Here is an 18,872-nt window from a genome sequence, read left to right as displayed (position 1 = left end):
CTAAAGGCCCCTCAGTCCCATTCCAGGCCGCCGCGCCGCCATACGTACGCGTACGCGACGAAGACGGTGAGCACGAAGAGCAGCATCTCCACGAGCCCGAAGATCCCCAGGGCGTCGAAGGTGACGGCCCAGGGGTAGAGGAAGACGATCTCGATGTCGAAGACGATGAAGAGCATCGCCGTCAGGTAGTACTTGATGGGGAAGCGCCCGCCGCCGGCCGGCGTGGGGGTCGGCTCGATCCCGCACTCGTAGGCCTCGAGCTTGGCCCGGTTGTACCGCTTCGGACCGATCAGCGTGGCCATGACCACGGAGAAGATCGCAAAGCCTGCCCCGAGGGCTCCCAGTACGAGGATGGGCGCATACGCGTTCACCGCTCCTCGCTCCTCTCAGTCGGCACTGACTGCTGGCGTGGTGGCGGACTCACACCGACCTCATACGTCTCTCCAACCTCGCCCGTCCCGGCGAAGATCGAGAACATGTGAAGCAGGTCACAAGCCCAACTGCCTCGCATCTTATGCCCGCGACTCTGTGATCTGCGACACGGGGTATTACACAAGCTTTGTGATCTCCACCACCTGACGAACGATCATGAAGTCGGATGAGCAGTGATCTTCGTACTGGAAGCGTCCGAGTGGTCACCAGAGGTGACATTTCCGCTCGTCGGCCCAGCTCGGAGGGGTCGTCTCAATATCAAGAGACTTCTTCTGCATGCAAATTGGAGTTGGACGAGGCCCCCTGGTAGTGGCTCGCGTTCACACATCAGAGCGAGGTGGGCGATGCGGTGTGGACGCGTGCACACATTCACGAGCGGATCCTGGTCGTAACCCGAGCGCAATCGGGTCGTGATCTTCGCGCGGGACGCGGACCGAGCCGAGACCGTTGCGTGACCTCCGCCACACTCATGAGGGGCGTCTGAGAACGGGGCTTGGCCACCGGTCCCAACCAGTGGTAGGCGCGGGGCAATTCGGGCGTAACGATGAAAGACCGTGATCACAGGGGCAACAGGCCAGGCCCGCAATGTCCGTTACGGCGTCAATAAAGGTCGAGAGACCAGGTATTCGGAGTGCCGATTGAACAACTGTGGCGCAGCACACGTTTCTTGAAGGTATGGAGGAGCCCCTGATACCGGTTGTTCCCATGTCCCACACCGCTCACATACGCAGCCACCGGAAAACCCGCCGCACCGCGTCCACGACGCTCGCTGTGCGCGTCGGAGTCACCGGTGGCGTCCTCGGCATGGCAGCGGCGGGTGCGTCGGCTTCGGCGAACGCCGCTGAGCCGGTGACACAGACGCTCGAACTGCCCACCCTGACGGCCGATCTGGCCACTCAGGTCGCCCAGTCCGCGGACGCCACGCAGCAGGCGGCCGCGAACTACCAGCTGCAGGCCGAGCGCGACACGGCCGCCGCAAACGCCGCGAAGCAGGCCAAGACGGACCTCGCCAAGGCGAAGCAGAAGGCGGAGGCCAGGAAGAAGGCCGAGGCCGCCCGCAAGGCCGCCGCCGAGCGGGCCGTCTCCCGCAGCGCCGAGCGGACCACCCTCGCCGCGTCCACGACCTCCACCGCCTCGACGGGTTCGTCGACGGCCACGGGTTCGGCCGCCGCGATCGTCAGCTTCGTCAAGGCGCAGGTCGGCAAGGCGTATGTGTCCGGTGCCACCGGTTCGTCCGCTTATGACTGCTCGGGCCTGGTGCAGACCGCGTTCAAGCAGATCGGCATCAGCCTGCCGCGCGTCTCGCAGGACCAGTCGACGGCCGGCACGCAGGTCTCGCTGAGCAACCTGCAGCCGGGCGACATCCTCTACTGGGGCAGCGCGGGCAGCGCGTACCACGTGGCGGTGTACGTCGGTGACGGCATGTTCGTCGGCGCGCAGAACCCGTCGAGCGGTGTCGTCGAGAAGCCGCTCTCCTACGACCCGCCGACCGGCGCGGTGCGGGTGCTCTGACCCACGGGACACGCTTGTCGCACGGAAGGGGCCGCAGCCGCTCGGGGGCAGCGGCCCCTCCGTCCACCCTCCAACAGCCCCTGTGGCCTTGTCCGAGGTCGAAGGTGTCGGGCAGGCCCGGTTTTGTGGCGGACCTCGTCGACGCGCTTCAGGGGCCCGTCTCGCGCGGCCGGAGCGGCACGGCTCCTGGAGCCCGCACGGCTCCGCGTCCGAATTGTCCGCGCCCAGGAAGGCGTTGACGGCTTGACGGCCGGTCGCGCGGACGGCGACGACCTTCCCCCTGGCGCACTCTTTGGCCCTTTTGCCGTACACGATCCCGGTCTTGACGCATTCGGAGATATTCGCGGACAGGCACTCGTGGGCCCGCCCGTCGCCGTAGTCGCGCGGAAAGTCCCTTACGTCCCGGAACCGGGTCGCCGTCGGCGTCGCCGGCCGGACCGCGGCCGAGCATGCCCCGGACGATCAGGGCCTCGATGATGACGCGGCCCACGGTGCGGGTGGGCGCCCCCTTCGCGCGCGTGGCGACGAGGTTGCTGGTCCGGCCGCCGGCATCGAGGCGCTGGGCGGCCGGTCGGTCACGCCTTCGGTGCCACCTTGCTGAGGCCGTTGATGATCCGGTCCATCGCGTCGCCGCCGGTCGGGTCCGTCAGGTTCGCCAGGAGCTTCAGGGTGAACTTCATCAGCATGGGGTGGGTGAGGCCGCGCTGGGCCGCGATCTTCATGACCTTCGGGTTGCCGATGAGCTTCACGAAGGCGCGGCCGAGCGTGTAGTAGCCGCCATAGGTGTCCTTCAGGACACGCGGGTAGCGCTGGAGGGCCAGTTCGCGGCTCGCGGCCGTCGGGCGGGCGTGGGCCTGGACGATGACCTCGGCGGCGATCTGGGCGGACTCCATGGCGTAGGCGATGCCTTCGCCGTTGAAGGGGTTCACCAGGCCGCCGGCGTCGCCGACCAGGAGCAGGCCCTTGGTGTAGTGGGGCTGGCGGTTGAACGCCATCGGCAGGGCCGCTCCCCGGATGGGGCCGGTCATGTTGTCCGGCGTGTAGCCCCAGTCCTCGGGCATGGAGGCGCACCAGGCCTTCAGGACCTCGCGCCAGTCCAGCTCCTTGAAGGAGTCGGAGGTGTTCAGGACGCCGAGGCCGACGTTCGACGTGCCGTCGCCCATGCCGAAGATCCAGCCGTAGCCGGGGAGCAGGCGGTCCTGGGGACCTCGGCGGTCCCACAGTTCCAGCCAGGACTCCAGGTAGTCGTCCTCGTGGCGGGGACTCTCGAAATACGTCCGGACCGCGACGCCCATCGGGCGGTCCTCGCGGCGGTGCAGACCCATCGCGAGGGAGAGGCGGGTGGAGTTGCCGTCGGCCGCGACCACGAGCGGCGCGTGGAAGGTGACTTCGCGCTTCTCCTCGCCGAGCTTGGCGTGGACGCCGGTGATGCGGCCCGTGCGGTCGTCGATGATCGGGGCCCCGACGTTGCAGCGCTCGTACAGGCGCGCCCCCGCCTTCTGGGCCTGGCGGGCGAGCTGCTCGTCGAAGTCGTCGCGCTTGCGGACGAGGCCGTAGTTGGGGAAGGAGGCGAGTTCCGGCCAGTCCAGCTGGAGGCGGACGCCGCCGCCGATGATGCGCAGCCCCTTGTTGCGCAGCCAGCCGGCCTCCTCGGAGATGTCGATGCCCATGGCCACGAGCTGCTTGGTGGCGCGCGGGGTCAGGCCGTCTCCGCAGACCTTCTCGCGCGGGAACTCGGTCTTCTCCAGCAGGAGCACGTCGAGGCCGGACTTGGCGAGGTGGTAGGCGGTCGTGGAGCCCGCCGGCCCCGCGCCCACGACGATCACATCGGCGGTGTTCTCGGAGAGCGGCTCGGTCACGACGGTCACGGCGGGATCTCCCCAAGTTCGACAAATCTCTGTGCCGAGCGGCACTGGACACAGGCAGTCTATTCAGCAGAATTGATCACCCGGCTGAAGGGCTGCCTCGTGAACCGAGCTCTCCCCGTAGTACAGCTGCGCGTCCCGACCGACGAGGACGCCGTCGCCTGGCACCGGGTCTTCGACGATCCGGACGTCATGGAGTTCCACGGCGGCAGGTCCGCCGACCTCTCCCTCTACGAGGAGCTCACCGCCCGACAGCGCCGTCACGACGCCGAACTGGGCTTCTGCCTGTGGACCATGGTCGGCGAGTCCGGGCAGGTCATCGGGTTCACCGGTGCCCAGCCGTGGCCGCAGGACTGGGGCCCCAGGGGCGAGATCGAGATCGGGTGGCGGCTCGGGCGGGAGTACTGGGGCAAGGGGTACGCCACAGCGGCCGCGCGGATGACACTGGAGCGGCTGCGGGCGGCGGAGGTGCCGAGCGTGGTCGCGATGGTCCTGGCCGGCAACAAGCGGTCGATCGCGGTGACGCGGCGGCTGGGCATGCGCCTCGCCGAGGTCTTCACGACGCCGGCCCGGGAGCAGGAGGGGCACTGCTACCGGCTCGATCTGTGACGCCCGACCGTGACGCCCGACCGTGACGCCCGACTGTGGCGACCGACTCCATGCGGGAAGTGGAAGGAAGTGGAAGAGGAGTCGACCCCTCGGGAATCAACGTGCCAGTAGTGACAGCGACGACCGCCTGCGATCGACCGATGATTACTCAGCGTAGTCGACTGTTACAGAAAGACACACGACACTTCCGGGCGATGCCGGGCCGGAGTTACCCTTCAGATACCGCTGGGGGTGACATCTGTGCACATACCGCCCAAGACACCCGAAGTGCGCGTACCGCGGCTTGTCGGACTGATGGCCATGGACGCGCGCAAGACGGCCGAGTCGACCGGTCTGTTCATCAACGCGCCGGACCGGCCCGACTTCCACCAGACCGTCGTCGAGTACGTCGTACGGCAGTATCCGCAGCCGAATGCCGAAGTGCCGCGGGACTCGATGGTCTACGTGTGGTTCGACTTCGGCGAGGGTGAGGGCGGGGGCGGCGCCGGTGTGCGCGAACCGCGCCTGCCGCGTCCGCCCAGCGGCGGGATGCAGCGCGAGCTCGACGAGCCGGAGGACCCGTACGCCGTCGTCGGATTCCGCGTTCCCTGACCCACTCCGGCTCTCCTGGACCCGCGCGGGGCTCAGGTGGAACCCCGCGGGGTTCAGGCCTCCTTGAACCCGCGGTGCAGGGCCACCACCCCGCCCGTGAGGTTGCGCCACGCCACCCTTGACCAGCCGGCCTTCTGCAGGTGGTCGGCGAGTGCGGGTTGGTCGGGCCAGGCGCGGATGGACTCGGCGAGGTAGACGTAGGCGTCGGGGTTGGAGGAGACCGCGCGCGCGACCGGCGGGAGGGCCCGCATCAGGTACTCGGTGTAGACCGTGCGGAAGGGCGCCCAGGTCGGGTGCGAGAACTCGCAGATCACCACCCGGCCACCGGGCTTGGTCACCCGGTACATCTCACGCAGGGCGCCGTCGAAGTCCTGCACGTTGCGCAGGCCGAAGGAGATCGTGACGGCGTCGAAGACGGCGTCCGCGAACGGCAGCTTCGTCGCGTCGCCCGCGGTCAGCGGCAGCCAGGGGTGCTTCTTCTTGCCGACCTGGAGCATGCCGATGGAGAAGTCGCAGGGAACGACGTACGCGCCCGTGCGCGCGAACGGCAGCGAGGAGGTCGCCGTACCCGCCGCAAGGTCCAGGACCTTCTGTGCGGGCCGGGCGTCGACCGCCCGGGCCACCTCCTTGCGCCACACCCGGTCCTGGCCGAGCGACAGCACGTCGTTCGTCAGGTCGTACCGTTCCGCCACGTCGTCGAACATCGAGGCGACTTCGTGCGGCTGCTTGTTCAGGGAGGCGCGGGTCACCTCGCCATTGTTGCAGTCCGCCCTCGGGGAAGAAGTCCGGGCTTCCTCTTCGCGGCCACGTCCGTCACCCATCCGCACAGGAAGTTCTCCGAGGAGAAGGAGATCGCGTGAGTGTCGATGTGGTCGACGTCTCGGGATCAGCGGTGTGAGGACGGGGAGTCGGCACAGGACGATGCCGCGACCAACCGCAGTGGGGCGACGCGGAGTTCGGGTGCGTTCGGGAAGACGTCCGCGGGGTGAGTGCGAAGGGGACGGCGGTCGGCGGCCGGTCCCTGAAGAGGCGGCCCCCGATGGGGCGCTTCTAGCGCCGCCTGTGCACGAGGCGCCCCGCGCACACGGTGGCGATGCACGCACCCGTCCCGTCGAGTACGGCCAGGTCCGCGCGGGCGTTCTCGCTGATCGCCGTCGGCTGCGTGCCCGGCAGGACCACCACGTCGTTCCGCTCGGCCGCCGCCCGGAGTTCGGGTGAGTCGACGTACTGCGCGAGGACCGCCACCGCACCCGACTTCAGTACGGCGTGGAGGCGTTCACGCGGGGACGGGGCGTCCGGGAGCGGTCCTTCGTGGATGCGGGCGGGCCCCAGCACACCGGGCCAGCGCCGCACCCGCGCGTCCGGATGCTGCTCCATGAGATCGGCGAGGAGGCCCACCGCCGTGACCCGGCCGCCGGTCACGAGGACGCCGCCGCCCCTGACCGGCCCCTGGCCGCCCTTGACCGGCTCCTGGTCGTCCCAGACGTACCGGACCTCGTCCGCCGCGTGAATCGTCAGCACGGGCAGGTCAGTTGGAGGTGAGGAGCTTCAGCTCGGGATGTGCCGTGCCGCCCGCGATCGCCGTGGACGAGATGTGGGACATCACGCGCTCGTCGACGGGGTCGTCGGCCGGGTCGTCGTGGACGACGATGTGCTCGTACGTCGTGGCCCGCTGGGCGGGGACGCGGCCGGCCTTCCTGATCAGGTCGATGATCTCCAGCCGGTTGGAGCGGTGCTTGGCCCCGGCCGAGGAGACGACGTTCTCCTCCAGCATGATCGAGCCGAGGTCGTCGGCGCCGTAGTGCAGCGACAGCTGGCCGACCTCCTTGCCGGTCGTCAGCCAGGAGCCCTGGATGTGCTGGATGTTGTCCATGAACAGCCGCGCGATGGCGATCATCCGCAGGTACTCGAAGAGCGTGGCCTGCGTGCGGCCCTTCAGGTGGTTGTTCTCCGGCTGGTAGGTGTACGGGATGAAGGCGCGGAAGCCGCCCGTCCGGTCCTGTACGTCGCGGATCATCCGCAGGTGCTCGATGCGCTCGGCGTTGGTCTCGCCGGTGCCCATGAGCATGGTCGACGTCGACTCCACGCCCAGCCGGTGGGCGGTCTCCATGATCTCCAGCCAGCGCTCGCCGCTCTCCTTGAGGGGCGCGATGGCCTTGCGGGGCCGCTCGGGGAGCAGCTCGGCACCGGCGCCCGCGAAGGAGTCGAGGCCGGCGGCGTGGATGCGGGTGATGGCCTCCTCGACCGACACCTTCGAGATCCGCGCCATGTGCTCGACCTCGCTCGCCCCCAGGCTGTGGATGACGAGTTGCGGGAAGGCCTGCTTGATGGCGGCGAAGTGCTTCTCGTAGTACTCGACGCCGTAGTCCGGGTGGTGTCCGCCCTGGAACATGATCTGGGTGCCGCCCAGCTCGACGGTCTCGGCGCAGCGCCGCAGGATGTCGTCGAGGTCGCGTGTCCAGCCCTTCGCCGTGTCCTTGGGGGCGGCGTAGAAGGCGCAGAACTTGCACGCCGTGACGCACACGTTCGTGTAGTTGATGTTGCGCTCGATGATGTACGTCGCGATGTGCTCGGTGCCCGCGTACCTGCGGCGGCGTACGGCGTCCGCGGCGGCGCCGAGCGCGTGCAGCGGGGCGTCGCGGTAGAGGTCGAGGGCCTCTTCCGGGGTGATCCGTCCGCCGGCCGCGGCACGGTCGAGGACGGACTGAAGCTCGGCCTTCTCGGTCACCGGGGCGTCCCTTTCGTCAAGGGTTGTGGACAGACCCGACCAGCCTACGCCAGCCGTTTCGCACCGCCGACGTCAGGCCGCGCACGCGTCGCCGACCTCGCGCCGCGCACGCCGCCGCCTCAGGCCGCGCACACGCAGCCGACCTCAGGTCGCGTACGCGCCGATCAGAAGCCCGACGAACGCTCCGGTGATCAGGAACGGCCCGAACGCGATGGCCGTCTTGCGCCCGGCCCGCCGTACGACGACGAGCGCGCCCCCGTACAACGCCCCGAGCAGGAACGCGGCGAAGGTGCCCAGCATGACCGTCGGCCAGCCGTACCACCCGAGCACGGCGCCCAGACCCAGTGCCAGCTTGACGTCGCCGAAGCCCATGCCGCCGGGGTTGATGAGGAACAGCACGAAGAAGGCGCCGCCGAGCGCGAGGCCGCCGTACAGCGCGGTGAGCCAGTCACCTGCGTGCTCCGGTACGAGTGCCACCGCACCGAGGAGCACCAGCGTGGCGCCCGCGAGCGGCAGCGTCAGGACGTCGGGCAGCCGCTTCACCCGGAAGTCGACCACCGCGAGCAGCACGCCGACGGGCGCGAGGAGCAGCCAGACGCCCAGCTCGGGCCGGGTACCGGTGGCGGCGGCGAGGGCGGCGCAGACAAGGGCGGTGGCGGTCGCCAGGGCAGCGACGCCGGGGCCGTAGGCCGGTTCGGTGGGCCCGCACCGCGCGCACCGCGCCCGCCCGATCCACCGGCCGAGGGGGTGCTCGCCGGGGCACCGGTCCCGCCAGTCCTCCCCGGACGGTACGGAGAAGCGGTACACGGCACGCGGCAGCAGCGCTCCCGTCGCCGCACCCCACAGCGCGGCGACGGCGACCAGCAGCCCCGTACTCACCCTGTCGCCCCTCCGCTGCCCGACCCGCCGTTGGGCCTGGTGCTCGACCCGGTGCTCATCCGACCGCGGCGGCGCCGCTGCGCCACGTCGGCAGCAGTTCGTCGAGCAGCGCCTCGGTGCGCGGCGGCAGTCCGCGTGCGCCGCTGCGGTTCACGAGGTCGGCGGCCAGGGTCTGGAGGCGGCCCGCGTCACCGGTGGCGTGGGTGGCACGGAGCAGCTCGTTCCAGAGGCGTTCGTCCGCGGGGGCGGAGTTGAGGGAGGCGCCCAGGGCCTCGATGGCCTTCTCCGCGCGGTCCTTCTCCAGGTGGAAGGCGGACAGGGCGAGCCCGATGTCCGCGACGAGCAGTGGGAGTTGGGCGTCGATGATCTCGTGGGTGAGCCAGCGGTAGCGCCCCTCGGGCCGGTCGGCGAGCAGCGGGCCGCGGACCAGGACCAGCGCATCCGTCAGCAGCCGCCCGCGCACGACACGGCTGTTGACGCCCTTGCCCTGAGTGGCCTCGTGGTAGAGCGAGCGCAGCACGTCCAGGTCCGAGACGACGGACTTGGCGAGCACGAGGCGCCCGGTCGCGTCGGCGGAGAGCCGGGGAGTGCCGTCGGGATCGGCACCGAGCCAGACCCGCAGCCGCTCCAGCAACGCGTCCCGCACGTCCTCGGTGACGCCCCGCGGCCACAGGGCGGACGACAGCACCCGCGGGTGCACGCCCTCGCGGTGCAGCAGCAGCAGCGCGAGCGCCTCGTGCAGCAGCGCGCTGCGCTCGCCGTCCGGGGTGTCGAGGCCGATGATCTCGTACGGGCCGACGAGGCGCGCGTACACCGCGGGCCGCCCCTGCTCGCTGATGTCGACGAGGAACGGCGGGGTGGGCACGGGCCCTTGGGGATCGCGATCGGGGTCGGCCTCGACGAACAGCTCGACGACGGCGCGCTGGGTCGCCAACGGCAGGAGCTGGGCGTCGAGTTCGAGTCCGAGGAGCGGGGCGAGGAGCTTGCCCTCGCTGGTGACCTCCATCTCCCAGGCGGCGCCGGGCAGATCGCCGGTCTCGGTGCCGACGAGGTAGCCGATGCCGAGCCGGCTCGCGTCGGAGGCGAGTTCGGCGAGCTTGACGGCGTCCTCGGCGGAGGGCTGGGCGGCGAGCAGGACGAGGTGCGGCGCCCAACGAGTGTGCTGGGCAGGCCCCGTACGCCCGGTGAGGACGGAGTCGTGACCGGCGGCGCCCAGCGCTCCCCGCCGCTGCCGCGTCTCGGCCTCCATGGTCTCGATCAGGTCGTCGATCCCGTCGAGGTGACGCAGCCGGTTGGGCGCGAGGGGCGTCAGGTCCTCGCCGAAGCCGACGAGGGTGATGGTCATGCGGTCCGACCAGCCGTTCGTCGCCAGCTCCGCGGCGACGGACGCGAACACCGCGGCCCGGTCGGCCTCGCGGCCGCTCAGGGAGACGATGCCGGGCACCGACTCCAGGTTGAGCAGCAGTCGCGAGTCGTCCATGGTGCCGAGGCTGACGAGGCCGGGGTAGGGCGCGGCCGTGTCGACGTCCGGGTACCGCTCGGCGTCGGTCCTCGCCAGCATCCAGAACGTCTGGTCCTGCCCGAGCTGCCAGGGCGCGGGCGGCTTCCCGGCGGGCTGGGCGAGCTGCAGATGCAGATCGCCCTTGCTGAGCCAGGCGGCGTAGACGGTGGGCAGATCCCGCGACTCGCCGGCGAGCTGGCCGGAGAGCCCCCGCAGTGAACGGTCCAGCAGTCGTACGCCTTCGGGGTCGGCGCCGACGAGCAGGGCGTCCTGCGCGTCCGCGGCGTCCCCGGCCGGCAGCGGCGGCTCCATCCCGCGCCGCCCGCCCATGGCACCGAGCGCCGACTGCCACAACGCCTGCCGACGGCGACGGCCGAGCGCGCCGAGGAGGCCGGCGGCGAGAAGGGGCGCGCCGATGAGGGCTTGCGGAAGTCCGAAGGCGCTGCTGGAACTGCTGCTGGATGCGGCGGGGCCGGCGTGCTGGTGACCGCCGTCGGAGGCGGGCCGCTGCTCGGGCGGGGAGACCTGCTGGGCGTGGTGACCGCCGCCCTGCGCGTGGCTGCCCTGGGCGTGATCGCCGGACTTGGCGTAGTCGTGGATCTGCTGCTGGGCCGAGGAGGAGGCGTGGGCGGAGGCATCGGGCGCCTCGACGAGCTCGCCGCCGTGCGCGTCCCCGGGCATCTCCATGATCCAGCCGGGCCGGATCAGACTGGCCTCGGACAGCTTGGAACCGTCCGGCTGGGTCCGGTCCTTGTTGAGCTCGTAGATCTCCTTGTACCGGCGCCCGTCACCGAGGTGCCGCTGCGCGATCTCCCAGAGGGAGTCGTGGTGACGCCCCTCGGGCGGCTGGATCCGGTAGTACTTCGTGTCGCCGTGCTGCTTGGCGTTGCTGCCGGCATCGGCCTGCGCGTGGGAGGCCTGCTGGGCGAGCGCGGCGGCGGTACTGGCGGCCTGCTCCTGCTGCTGGGCGAAGAGTCCGGGGGTCGCCTGGGCGGCGGCGACGGTCGGCTTCTGGTTGCCGTCCAGACTGTGCCCGAGGTTCGCCAACCCGGGGGTGAGGCTGGCGGCGGTGGCGCCGACGAGGAGGAGAGCGGCGACAAGCTGCCGGGCGAGAATCTGGCTCGGACCGGCACCGGGGACACGGCCCGGCACGCCGACGCCGGAGAGGGCCGCCTTCACCTCGACGAGGACACACGCGGTGAACTGGGCCCAGGCGAGCCAGACGATGACGGTCAGGATGTGCAGGAAGGTCGTGACCGTGATCTCCTGCTGGAGCCAGTCCAGACTCGGCACCCCGCTGGGCAACGGCCACCCGATGGACACGGCGAGTGCACCCGGCACCCCGACGACGAGGCCGAGCAGCGCGACGAACGCGAAGAACGCCTTGACGAAGTCCCCGAAGGAACGTCGCCGGATCGTCACGGGTTGGGGCGTCCGGTTCCTGGGAGCCGTCGAGTTGCCCGTCGAGCGTCCCGTCGAGCTTGAGGTGCTGCGTCGCGGCATGGCGGGTGTCCTGGGTTGTGTGGGGTGGGTCTGGGTGGGCCGGGGTCGCTTGGGGTGCGTGAGATGTACTGAGCCTACAGAGATCTTATGGACTCTGACGGACTCTGATTTGTGACGTAGAGGGCCGGATACGGAGCTGAGACCTCGCCGTTCACCCGATACGCCACCGTCTGCCCCCTTGGCCGGAGTTGCCCCGCGCCCGTCGTCGCGCCGTACTGCCCGTCGTCACGGCCGCACTCGTCCACGATCCACGGCGCCCGCCCGCGGCACACCACACTCCTCACGTTCCGCACACAATCCCCCACAGGCACTCCAGGCCCTCTTACGCACCCCTGATAGCTTCGTTCCCCGTTGCACACAGCCGACAACGGGGGAGATCAACCGTGGCCCGCCGCGCACTGCCGACCACTGCCGCCGCACTCACCGCCGCAGCAGCGCTTCTGCTCACCGCGTGCGGCGGGAGCGACAAGTCACCTTCGGACGACATCAAGGGCGCGGACACGGGGAGCGGGAGTCCGTCGGCTTCGGCGTCGACCCCGAAGGCGTCCGGGGTCAAGCGCCCCGCGATCAAGCTCCCGAGCGAGTTCCAGTTGACGTTCGAGGACTGGACGAGCAGCGACGCCGTCGAACAAGCCGTCCTCAATGACGTCAAGGACCAACTCCGCGCGGGATACGCGGCGATCACCGCCAACGAGCCCGACGGCGGCGCGGCCCTTGCGTTCTACGACACCGCATCAGGTCTCTCGCAAGACCGGCAGTGGATCAAGACCTACACGAGCAAGAACCTCACCGTCTTCGGCAAACTGCCGGTATACGACCCCAAGCCCACCCTGCTCGGTGACAAGAAGACGCGCGCTGTGGTGTCTTACTGCACCGACGAGAGCAAGGCATACACGAGGCAGCGCAAGACGAAGGAAGTCCAGGGGAACCCCACGGGCACGAACCCGAAGGTGTTCTACACCGTCACGCTCACCAAGAACGCCGACGGTGTCTGGCAGAACGTGTCGACGCGCGGCAAGAGGGGCGGCTGCTGACGATGAGGCCCACGCGTGCAGTACCGGCGACAATCGCCTCTCTCGCCGGGATTCTCCTGGCCTCCACCCCGGCCGAAGCAGTTGGCGGCGGCGGCTCCAACACGGGACCGCACGGCGGCGCCCGTGACAAGAACATCTACGCCTCCGCCACCTACTCCCACATCAAGGTCCGCCAGGTGAGCGGCCCCACCGGCGGCAAGCGCGGCGCCCTCTCCTCCGTGGACGTCAACTGGAAGCCCCCGGCCTGCTGGTACGAGCCCGTCTTCACCGGCCAGGAACTGAAGGACTTCGTCGACAAGAACGACGGCGACGGCGACGTCGGCATCCACGAGTCCTGGTACGGCAAGGGCCTCTGGACCGACCACTACCAGGACGGCAAGCCGGAGACCAACTTCGACGACGAGCAGAGCACAGCCGAGGGCTACAAGGACTACAACATCGGCAAGGACGGCTACTTCTGGCGCAGCGTCGCACCGAACGAGAGCGACCCCGACTCCTGGGACTGCGGCAAGATCATGTTCTGGCAGGACGCCAACGTCGTGCCCAAGGTCGCCCACGCCCCCACGCCGAAGATGCTCGCCGAGTACGCCTACAACCAGGTCAAGGTCCCCGACACCGAGATCGAACTCAAGCCCACCACCAAGTCCACGGTGAACCTGCCCACTTGGGCCTGGCTCGACAAAGGCACCTTCCGGGAGATCAAGGTCCGCGCCGAACTCCCCCGCACCAACCTCTACGCCGTGACGACCGCCAAACCGGTCGCCCTGCACCTGGACCCCGGCACCGAGGACGCGACGACCTACCCCGCCTCGGGCGACTGCACCATCAACGACGACGGCTCGATCGGCACCCCGTACCAGAACGGCGACGCCGGCAAGACCCCCTCCTGCGGCATCACCTACCTCCACGCCACCAACGGCACCCCGTACCACCTGAAAGCCAGCATCACCTGGCAGATCTCGTGGGAAGGCACCGGCGGCGCGAAAGGTGACCTCCCCGACGGCACCTTCGACACCACCCAGGACATGAACGTCCAGGAGATCCAGGCCGTCAACCGCTGAGCATGGCGACGTCGAAGGCCGGATACGGACCTGAGACCGCACGCGCCACCGTCTGCCCCCTTGGCCGGAGTTGCCCCGCGCCCGTCGTCGCGCCGTACTGCCCGTCGTCACGGCCGCACTCGTCCACGATCCACGGCGCCCGCCCGCGGCACACCACACTCCTCACGTTCCGCACACAATCCCCCACAGGCACTCCAGGCCCTCTTACGCACCCCTGATAGCTTCGTTCCCCGTTGCACACAGCCGACAACGGGGGAGATCAACCGTGGCCCGCCGCGCACTGCCGACCACTGCCGCCGCACTCACCGCCGCAGCGGCCCTTCTGCTCACCGCGTGCGGTGGGAGTGACAAGTCACCTTCGGACGACATCAAGGGCGCGGACACGGGGAGCGGGAGTCCGTCGGCTTCGACGTCGACGTCTTCTTCGGCCGCCGCGGACCGACCGGACGTGAGCCTCCCCAAGGACCTGAAGCTGATCTTCGACTTCGACAGGCCGTCGGACTCGGACAGTGCAGCGGCGCTGGATGACGCAGCCAACTACATCCGCGCCCTGAATCACGGCATCACCAAGCAGGACCCGCAGGACTCGGCCTACCAGTACTACTCGGCGGGGGACGCGGCCCGGTACGCGTACTCACAGATCAAGGAGTACGTGAAGGGCGGCTGGACCCTCACCGGAACGGACCGCTACTACCAGGCCGAGAGCCAAGCGGCCGGCGAGTCGAAAGCGGTCAAACTCGTCCGCGTCGAATTCTGCGAGAACCAGTCCAAGGTCTACGGCAAGGAGCTGAAGACGGGGAAGGTCCTGCGGACGAAGGCGGACCTGTCCAGCTACCAGAAGTTCAGCCTCCTCATGGCCTCGACGCACAGCTCACCGGTGTGGAAGGCCCAGCAGATCACCGTCACGGGGAAGGCGAAGGAATGCCAGGGCTGAGCTCCTCCGGGCAGACGAAGTGGGTTGCAGCCCTGGCCGCCGGAGCCCTCCTCTGGACTGCCGGAACGGCCCAAGCCGCCAAGCCGGTCCCCAGCACCCATGGCAATGAACAGGGGAGCGCCGACAAAAGTGGAACGCTGAAGGCCTCCGTCTCCAACATTCAGATCACTTACCCGAGTGGCGGTGACGGCGGCGGCAAAACGGGCAACCTCGGTACGGTCGACCCCAACTGGAAGCCTCCCGCCTGCTGGTACGAGCCTGCCTTCACTCCCGCTGAGCTGAAGAAGTTCGTGGACACAGACGGCGGTGGCGATGTCGGTATCCACGAATCGTGGTTCGGCAAGGGGCTGTGGACCGACCACTACCGGGACGGCAAGCCGGCCGACAACTTCGACATGAACTCGCCCTCCAACAGCAGTGCCGATGGATACAAGGACTACAACCTCGGCAAGGACGGGTACTTCTGGCGAGGAGTCGCACCCGACGACCAGGACCCCGACTCCTGGGACTGCGGCCGCATCATGTTCTGGGTTCCCGCGGGCCAGGTCCCCGATGACCCCAACTCCCCCACCCCGAAGACGCTCGCCGAGTACGCCTACAACAAGGTCAAGGTCCCCGAGACCGAGATCGAGCTGAAGCCGGAGACCAAGTCGACGGTGAACCTTCCGACTTGGGTGTGGCTGGACAAGGGCACGTTCAAGGACGTCACGGTCCGTGCCTCGCTCCCCAACACGGGCCTGTGGGCGGAGACGACGGCTAAGCCCGTCGCACTGCACCTGGAGCCGGGCACTGACGACGCGACGACGTACCCCGCGTCCGGGGACTGCAAGATCAACGACGACGGCAGCATCGGTACGCCGTACACCCAGGGCGACGCCGACAAGACTCCACCCTGTGGAATCACCTACCTCCACGCCACGAACGGCACTCCCTACCAGCTGAAGGCCAGCATCACCTGGCAGATCACCTGGAAGGGCTCCGACGGCAGCAACGGTGACCTCCCCGACGGCACCTTCGACACCACCCAGGACATGAACGTCCAGGAGATCCAGGCCGTCAACCGCTGAGCAGACCCGGCTCGTACCCATTTGGAAGTACCGGCCAACGCCACGTCGTCCCGCGAATCAATTCGCCGACGCGGCGTGTTCGGCCGTTCCCCCGCCTGCAGACGCACAACACACAGGCATCCACCCCCACGCCGTGTACCGCACAACTCAACACTGCCCAAAGAAAAAGAGAGCCGATGACCTCCCGCCCTCACACCCCCAACACACCCCACACCCGGCAGCGGCGCCGCCTGGCCGTATCCGTGCTCGGCATGGCGACGGCGATCACGCTCACCGCGTGCAGCGCCGGTTCGGACGCCGACGACGCGAAGAGCGACCACGCCTCCAGCACCAGCTCCGCCCGAGGAGTCGTGACGGCGAAGGCCGCCTCCGCGGTGGTCGACAACTACGAGAAGGTCAACAACTCGGCCAACAGGACCCGGAACGAGAAGCTGCTGGCGACCGTCGAGACAGGCCAGGTCCACGAGCAGAGCCGGGCGGACTACAAGCAGTGGTCGACCTGGTCGAAGAAGGACCAGCAGGAGTACGGCTCGGACTTCTTCTACCGGAACCGCACGTACTACATTCCCGCTGCCGGCACGGCCGACTGGTTCGCGGTCAAGGTCACTTCGTCCGGCGGCAGCAAGGACGACGGCCTGCTGATCTTCGAAAACACGAACGGCACCTACAAGCTGACGACGGCCGTCTACACGGACGACCACCTCGCGATGCCCAAGATCGCGGTCGACAGCCACGGACTCGCCAAGGTCGCCGATCCCACCGGCAGCGTGGGCGCGCTCGCCCCCAGCCAACTCGGCAAGGCCTTCGAGGACCTGTACGCGACCGGCGGCAAGAAGGCGGGCAAGCAACTGGCCTCCACTCCCGCCACGAAGGAAGCCGTCAAGTACTACACCGAGCGGAACAAGGGCAAAGACGCCAGCTGGCTCATGACGAACTACTTCGCCGCGAAGCCGGCGCACCCGAAGGTGTACGCCTTGAGCCTGGCCGACGGTGGTGTACTCGCGGTCTTCCCGAGCGCACACAACATCGAGTTCCTGAACAAGCAGTACATGCATGGCCGCGTGGTCATCCCCGGAAAAACGGAAGCGCTCTACAACCCCGAGAAGCGCCCTGTGATCACCGACGAGTTCCAGGGCCAGGCCATGGCGGCACTGTCACCCAAGGGCAAGCCCCAAGTGATCGCCTACGAGTACCGGATGACGAACTCGAAGTGAAGTCGGGCCGTCCATAGGCCGATCCAGACGGACAGCCCACAACAGCCGTGCGACAGCAGCGACTTCTGCACCATCAGACCAGTGGTGTGGCACACCCGCCCGACTCTTGGAAGACCAACTGTGGCCCGCCGCACTCTGACCACTGTTGCCGGCCACGTTCACTGCCGCAGCGAGCCTTTCACTCACTACGTGGGGCGGCGGTGGCGGCCCGTCTTCGGACGACGTCAAGGAGACATACACGTCGTCGTCGAGCAGACCTTCGGTCTCTCCGTCGGTCACCGCCTCGGCCGCCGCGGACAGACCGGAGGTGAACCTCCCCCACGACCTCACCCTGGCCTTCGACTTCCACAAGCCGTCGGACGCCGGCCACTGAGGACCAGTCCAAGGTCTACGGCAAGGAAGTGAAGACCGGGAAGGTCCTCTACACCAAGCAAAACCCCGCCGACTACCAGAAGTTCAGTCTCCTCATGGCATCCGCGAACAGCTCACCGGTATGGCGGGCCCAGCAGATCACGGTCAGGGGGAAGGCGACGGCATGCCGGGCTTGACCGGGACGGGACGGCCTCAGGGGCGGGCGGTGAGGTGGGCCAAGGCGGCGCGTAGTTGTTCCGGGTGACGGGTGGGAGCGCACCAGAGAGGGGAGGGGGCGAAGCGTTGAGGTGATCCTGTTTTCCAAAAGGAGCGTTCCACCGGTGGGCGGAACTCCGGGACGCGCGCGGCGGAGAGGTCGACGTTGAGCACCAGGACGGCTTGCATGTACGGAGCCGTCAGGAGGCCGAGCTTGATGGTGCGGGTGGCAACCTCCGATCGGGACGAGCCGACGCCCTCGCCGAGTTTGGCGATCTTTCGGATCTCCTTGCGCTCGGTGATCACCTCGACCCGTTGCACCGCGTCCCAGGGGCAGAAGAAGACCTGCCGCCGCTGTGCTCCCGCCCGTGACAGCTTCGTTTGCGTCTTCCCACCGGCCCGCATGCGCTCGGTGCGCTGGATGCCGCCGATCCAGATTCCGGCTGAGTCGACACGGATGCCGGTCGGCCAGCTCTGGGCCAGATGCAATCCGCCGAAGCCCAGCCAGCCGAAAATTCCCAGAATAAATCCGGCCATGAACACATATCTGTGGGTAACGACCACGACCGTGTACGAGGAAATCAGCAGGAGTGGCCAAAAAAAGCAGTGGAATACCAACGGCCACCGTACCGAAGAGCGTTCCTCGACGTAGTAGGCGGGCTCGGTCATTTCGGGCGCGTTCATGCGATGTGTCCTTGGCCGGCGAACAGGTTGGTCAGGACGCGGCCGAGTGAATCTTCGTCGCAGTCGACAGGGGCGCCGGAGCTGCCGGAGCCTTCGTGCTCGACCCGCAGGCTCGCCGAACCGATCCGACGAACCTCGAAGCGATCACGTGCGGGACCCGAGCCCTTGTCTGGCTGGTACACGTCGATGATTTTGGCAGGACGTCGGCGGAGCTTGTGACCGGCTGGCGCGCGGTCGACCCAGCGCAGTAGGGAATTGACCGCTTCGGGTGGGCTGACCAGCGCGTACTCGTAGGCCGGCCCGAACCTCGTGGGCAGCTTTCCGGGGCCCGACTCGGCCAGTACGGCGCGCAGGCCTCGGCCCTCCTCGGCGATCCCGTACAGCCGCATCCGTTCTGGGACAGCCTGCGCCCCCTCCGCGCGGACGACGACGAACGCCGGTTGTGTGCGGCCCGCCAGAATCATGGCGAGCAGGGGACGGACCGGCAGGTCGACTTCCTCCGTGGAGTCTTTCTCGATCGCCCCGGGCGCCGGTTCGTCGAGGAGTCCACGGTGAACGAGGAATTTCAGTGCCATGGCCGAGAGCTCGAACCGCTCGGCCTCCGTCATGCCCGACCACCACGACCAGGAGACCTCGTCGATCAGTGTGGCCTGCATGGCGCCGAGTACGCACAGTTCGGCCGTCGACAGAG

18 protein-coding genes are annotated in these 18,872 nt (G+C 68.6%); 9 read left to right on the top strand and 9 right to left on the bottom strand.

Annotated features, from left to right (window positions below):
* Positions 1-11: 11 nt before the first annotated feature.
* Positions 12-371: an NADH-quinone oxidoreductase subunit A gene (locus tag ACYUED_RS26450; RefSeq protein WP_003992243.1), complete on the bottom strand. Its 360-nt coding sequence runs from the start codon at positions 369-371 to the stop codon at positions 12-14.
* 766 nt (positions 372-1,137) lie between these two features.
* Here ACYUED_RS26450 and ACYUED_RS26445 point away from each other — a divergent pair.
* Positions 1,138-1,944, top strand: a complete 807-nt coding sequence (locus ACYUED_RS26445; RefSeq protein ID WP_491285650.1) for a C40 family peptidase — start codon at positions 1,138-1,140, stop codon at positions 1,942-1,944.
* Between the two features lie 575 nt (positions 1,945-2,519).
* Here the strand turns inward: ACYUED_RS26445 and ACYUED_RS26440 are convergent.
* Positions 2,520-3,812, bottom strand: coding sequence for a geranylgeranyl reductase family protein (locus ACYUED_RS26440; RefSeq protein ID WP_491285648.1), 1,293 nt, complete (start codon positions 3,810-3,812; stop codon positions 2,520-2,522).
* 99 nt (positions 3,813-3,911) lie between these two features.
* Between ACYUED_RS26440 and ACYUED_RS26435 the strand changes: the two genes are divergently transcribed.
* Together ACYUED_RS26435 and ACYUED_RS26430 are read left to right on the top strand one after the other, a co-directional pair.
* On the top strand, positions 3,912-4,418 hold the full coding sequence (locus tag ACYUED_RS26435) for a GNAT family N-acetyltransferase (protein WP_491285646.1): 507 nt from the start codon (positions 3,912-3,914) through the stop codon (positions 4,416-4,418).
* A gap of 267 nt (positions 4,419-4,685) precedes the next feature.
* On the top strand, positions 4,686-5,009 hold the full coding sequence (locus tag ACYUED_RS26430) for a PASTA domain-containing protein (protein WP_266520551.1): 324 nt from the start codon (positions 4,686-4,688) through the stop codon (positions 5,007-5,009).
* 53 nt (positions 5,010-5,062) lie between these two features.
* Here the strand turns inward: ACYUED_RS26430 and ACYUED_RS26425 are convergent, their stop codons facing one another.
* The 5 genes from ACYUED_RS26425 to ACYUED_RS26405 form a co-directional block, all read right to left on the bottom strand.
* Positions 5,063-5,758 (bottom strand): demethylmenaquinone methyltransferase, encoded by a 696-nt coding sequence (locus ACYUED_RS26425; RefSeq protein ID WP_491285644.1) that lies wholly within the window; start codon positions 5,756-5,758, stop codon positions 5,063-5,065.
* A gap of 301 nt (positions 5,759-6,059) precedes the next feature.
* Complete coding sequence (locus tag ACYUED_RS26420; protein ID WP_491285642.1) at positions 6,060-6,530, bottom strand: imidazolonepropionase-like domain-containing protein; 471 nt, start codon at positions 6,528-6,530, stop codon at positions 6,060-6,062.
* A 7-nt stretch (positions 6,531-6,537) separates the two neighbouring features.
* Entirely contained in the window at positions 6,538-7,737 is a 1,200-nt protein-coding gene (gene mqnC, locus ACYUED_RS26415; RefSeq protein WP_491285640.1) for a cyclic dehypoxanthinyl futalosine synthase, read from the bottom strand.
* A 144-nt stretch (positions 7,738-7,881) separates the two neighbouring features.
* A complete protein-coding gene (locus ACYUED_RS26410) occupies positions 7,882-8,616 on the bottom strand; it encodes a prepilin peptidase (RefSeq protein ID WP_491285638.1) in 735 nt (244 codons plus the stop codon).
* A 55-nt stretch (positions 8,617-8,671) separates the two neighbouring features.
* On the bottom strand, positions 8,672-11,620 hold the full coding sequence (locus tag ACYUED_RS26405; RefSeq protein ID WP_491285636.1) for a BTAD domain-containing putative transcriptional regulator: 2,949 nt from the start codon (positions 11,618-11,620) through the stop codon (positions 8,672-8,674).
* Between the two features lie 383 nt (positions 11,621-12,003).
* On the opposite strand from ACYUED_RS26405, the gene ACYUED_RS26400 reads away from it, so the two are divergent.
* The 6 genes from ACYUED_RS26400 (at position 12,004) to ACYUED_RS26375 (ending at position 17,478) form a co-directional block, all read left to right on the top strand.
* Positions 12,004-12,654 carry a hypothetical protein gene (locus tag ACYUED_RS26400; RefSeq protein WP_491285634.1) on the top strand — a complete coding sequence of 217 codons (651 nt, stop codon included), beginning with the start codon at positions 12,004-12,006 and terminating at the stop codon, positions 12,652-12,654.
* 2 nt (positions 12,655-12,656) lie between these two features.
* Positions 12,657-13,715 carry a hypothetical protein gene (locus tag ACYUED_RS26395; RefSeq protein ID WP_491285632.1) on the top strand — a complete coding sequence of 353 codons (1,059 nt, stop codon included), beginning with the start codon at positions 12,657-12,659 and terminating at the stop codon, positions 13,713-13,715.
* Between the two features lie 265 nt (positions 13,716-13,980).
* A complete protein-coding gene (locus ACYUED_RS26390; RefSeq protein WP_491285630.1) occupies positions 13,981-14,649 on the top strand; it encodes a hypothetical protein in 669 nt (222 codons plus the stop codon).
* The gene (locus ACYUED_RS26385) at positions 14,637-15,716 is read left to right on the top strand and encodes a hypothetical protein (protein ID WP_491285629.1); all 1,080 of its coding nucleotides are present in this window, start codon (positions 14,637-14,639) and stop codon (positions 15,714-15,716) included. The genes ACYUED_RS26390 and ACYUED_RS26385 overlap by 13 nt, the downstream gene beginning before the upstream one ends.
* Positions 15,717-15,892: 176 nt before the next feature.
* Positions 15,893-16,930 (top strand): DUF8094 domain-containing protein, encoded by a 1,038-nt coding sequence (locus tag ACYUED_RS26380; protein ID WP_491285627.1) that lies wholly within the window; start codon positions 15,893-15,895, stop codon positions 16,928-16,930.
* 401 nt (positions 16,931-17,331) lie between these two features.
* A complete protein-coding gene (locus tag ACYUED_RS26375; RefSeq protein ID WP_491285625.1) occupies positions 17,332-17,478 on the top strand; it encodes a hypothetical protein in 147 nt (48 codons plus the stop codon).
* Between the two features lie 16 nt (positions 17,479-17,494).
* Here ACYUED_RS26375 and ACYUED_RS26370 read toward each other — a convergent pair whose 3' ends face one another.
* Complete coding sequence (locus tag ACYUED_RS26370; protein ID WP_491285624.1) at positions 17,495-18,181, bottom strand: hypothetical protein; 687 nt, start codon at positions 18,179-18,181, stop codon at positions 17,495-17,497.
* Entirely contained in the window at positions 18,178-18,789 is a 612-nt protein-coding gene (locus ACYUED_RS26365) for a hypothetical protein (RefSeq protein ID WP_491285622.1), read from the bottom strand. Before ACYUED_RS26365 ends, ACYUED_RS26370 begins: the two co-directional genes overlap by 4 nt.
* Positions 18,790-18,872 lie beyond the last annotated feature (83 nt).

This window comes from Streptomyces sp. DF42, from assembly GCF_058267695.1.
Note: the sequence above shows the minus strand (reverse complement) of the source record. Positions and strands in the feature narration are given on the sequence as shown.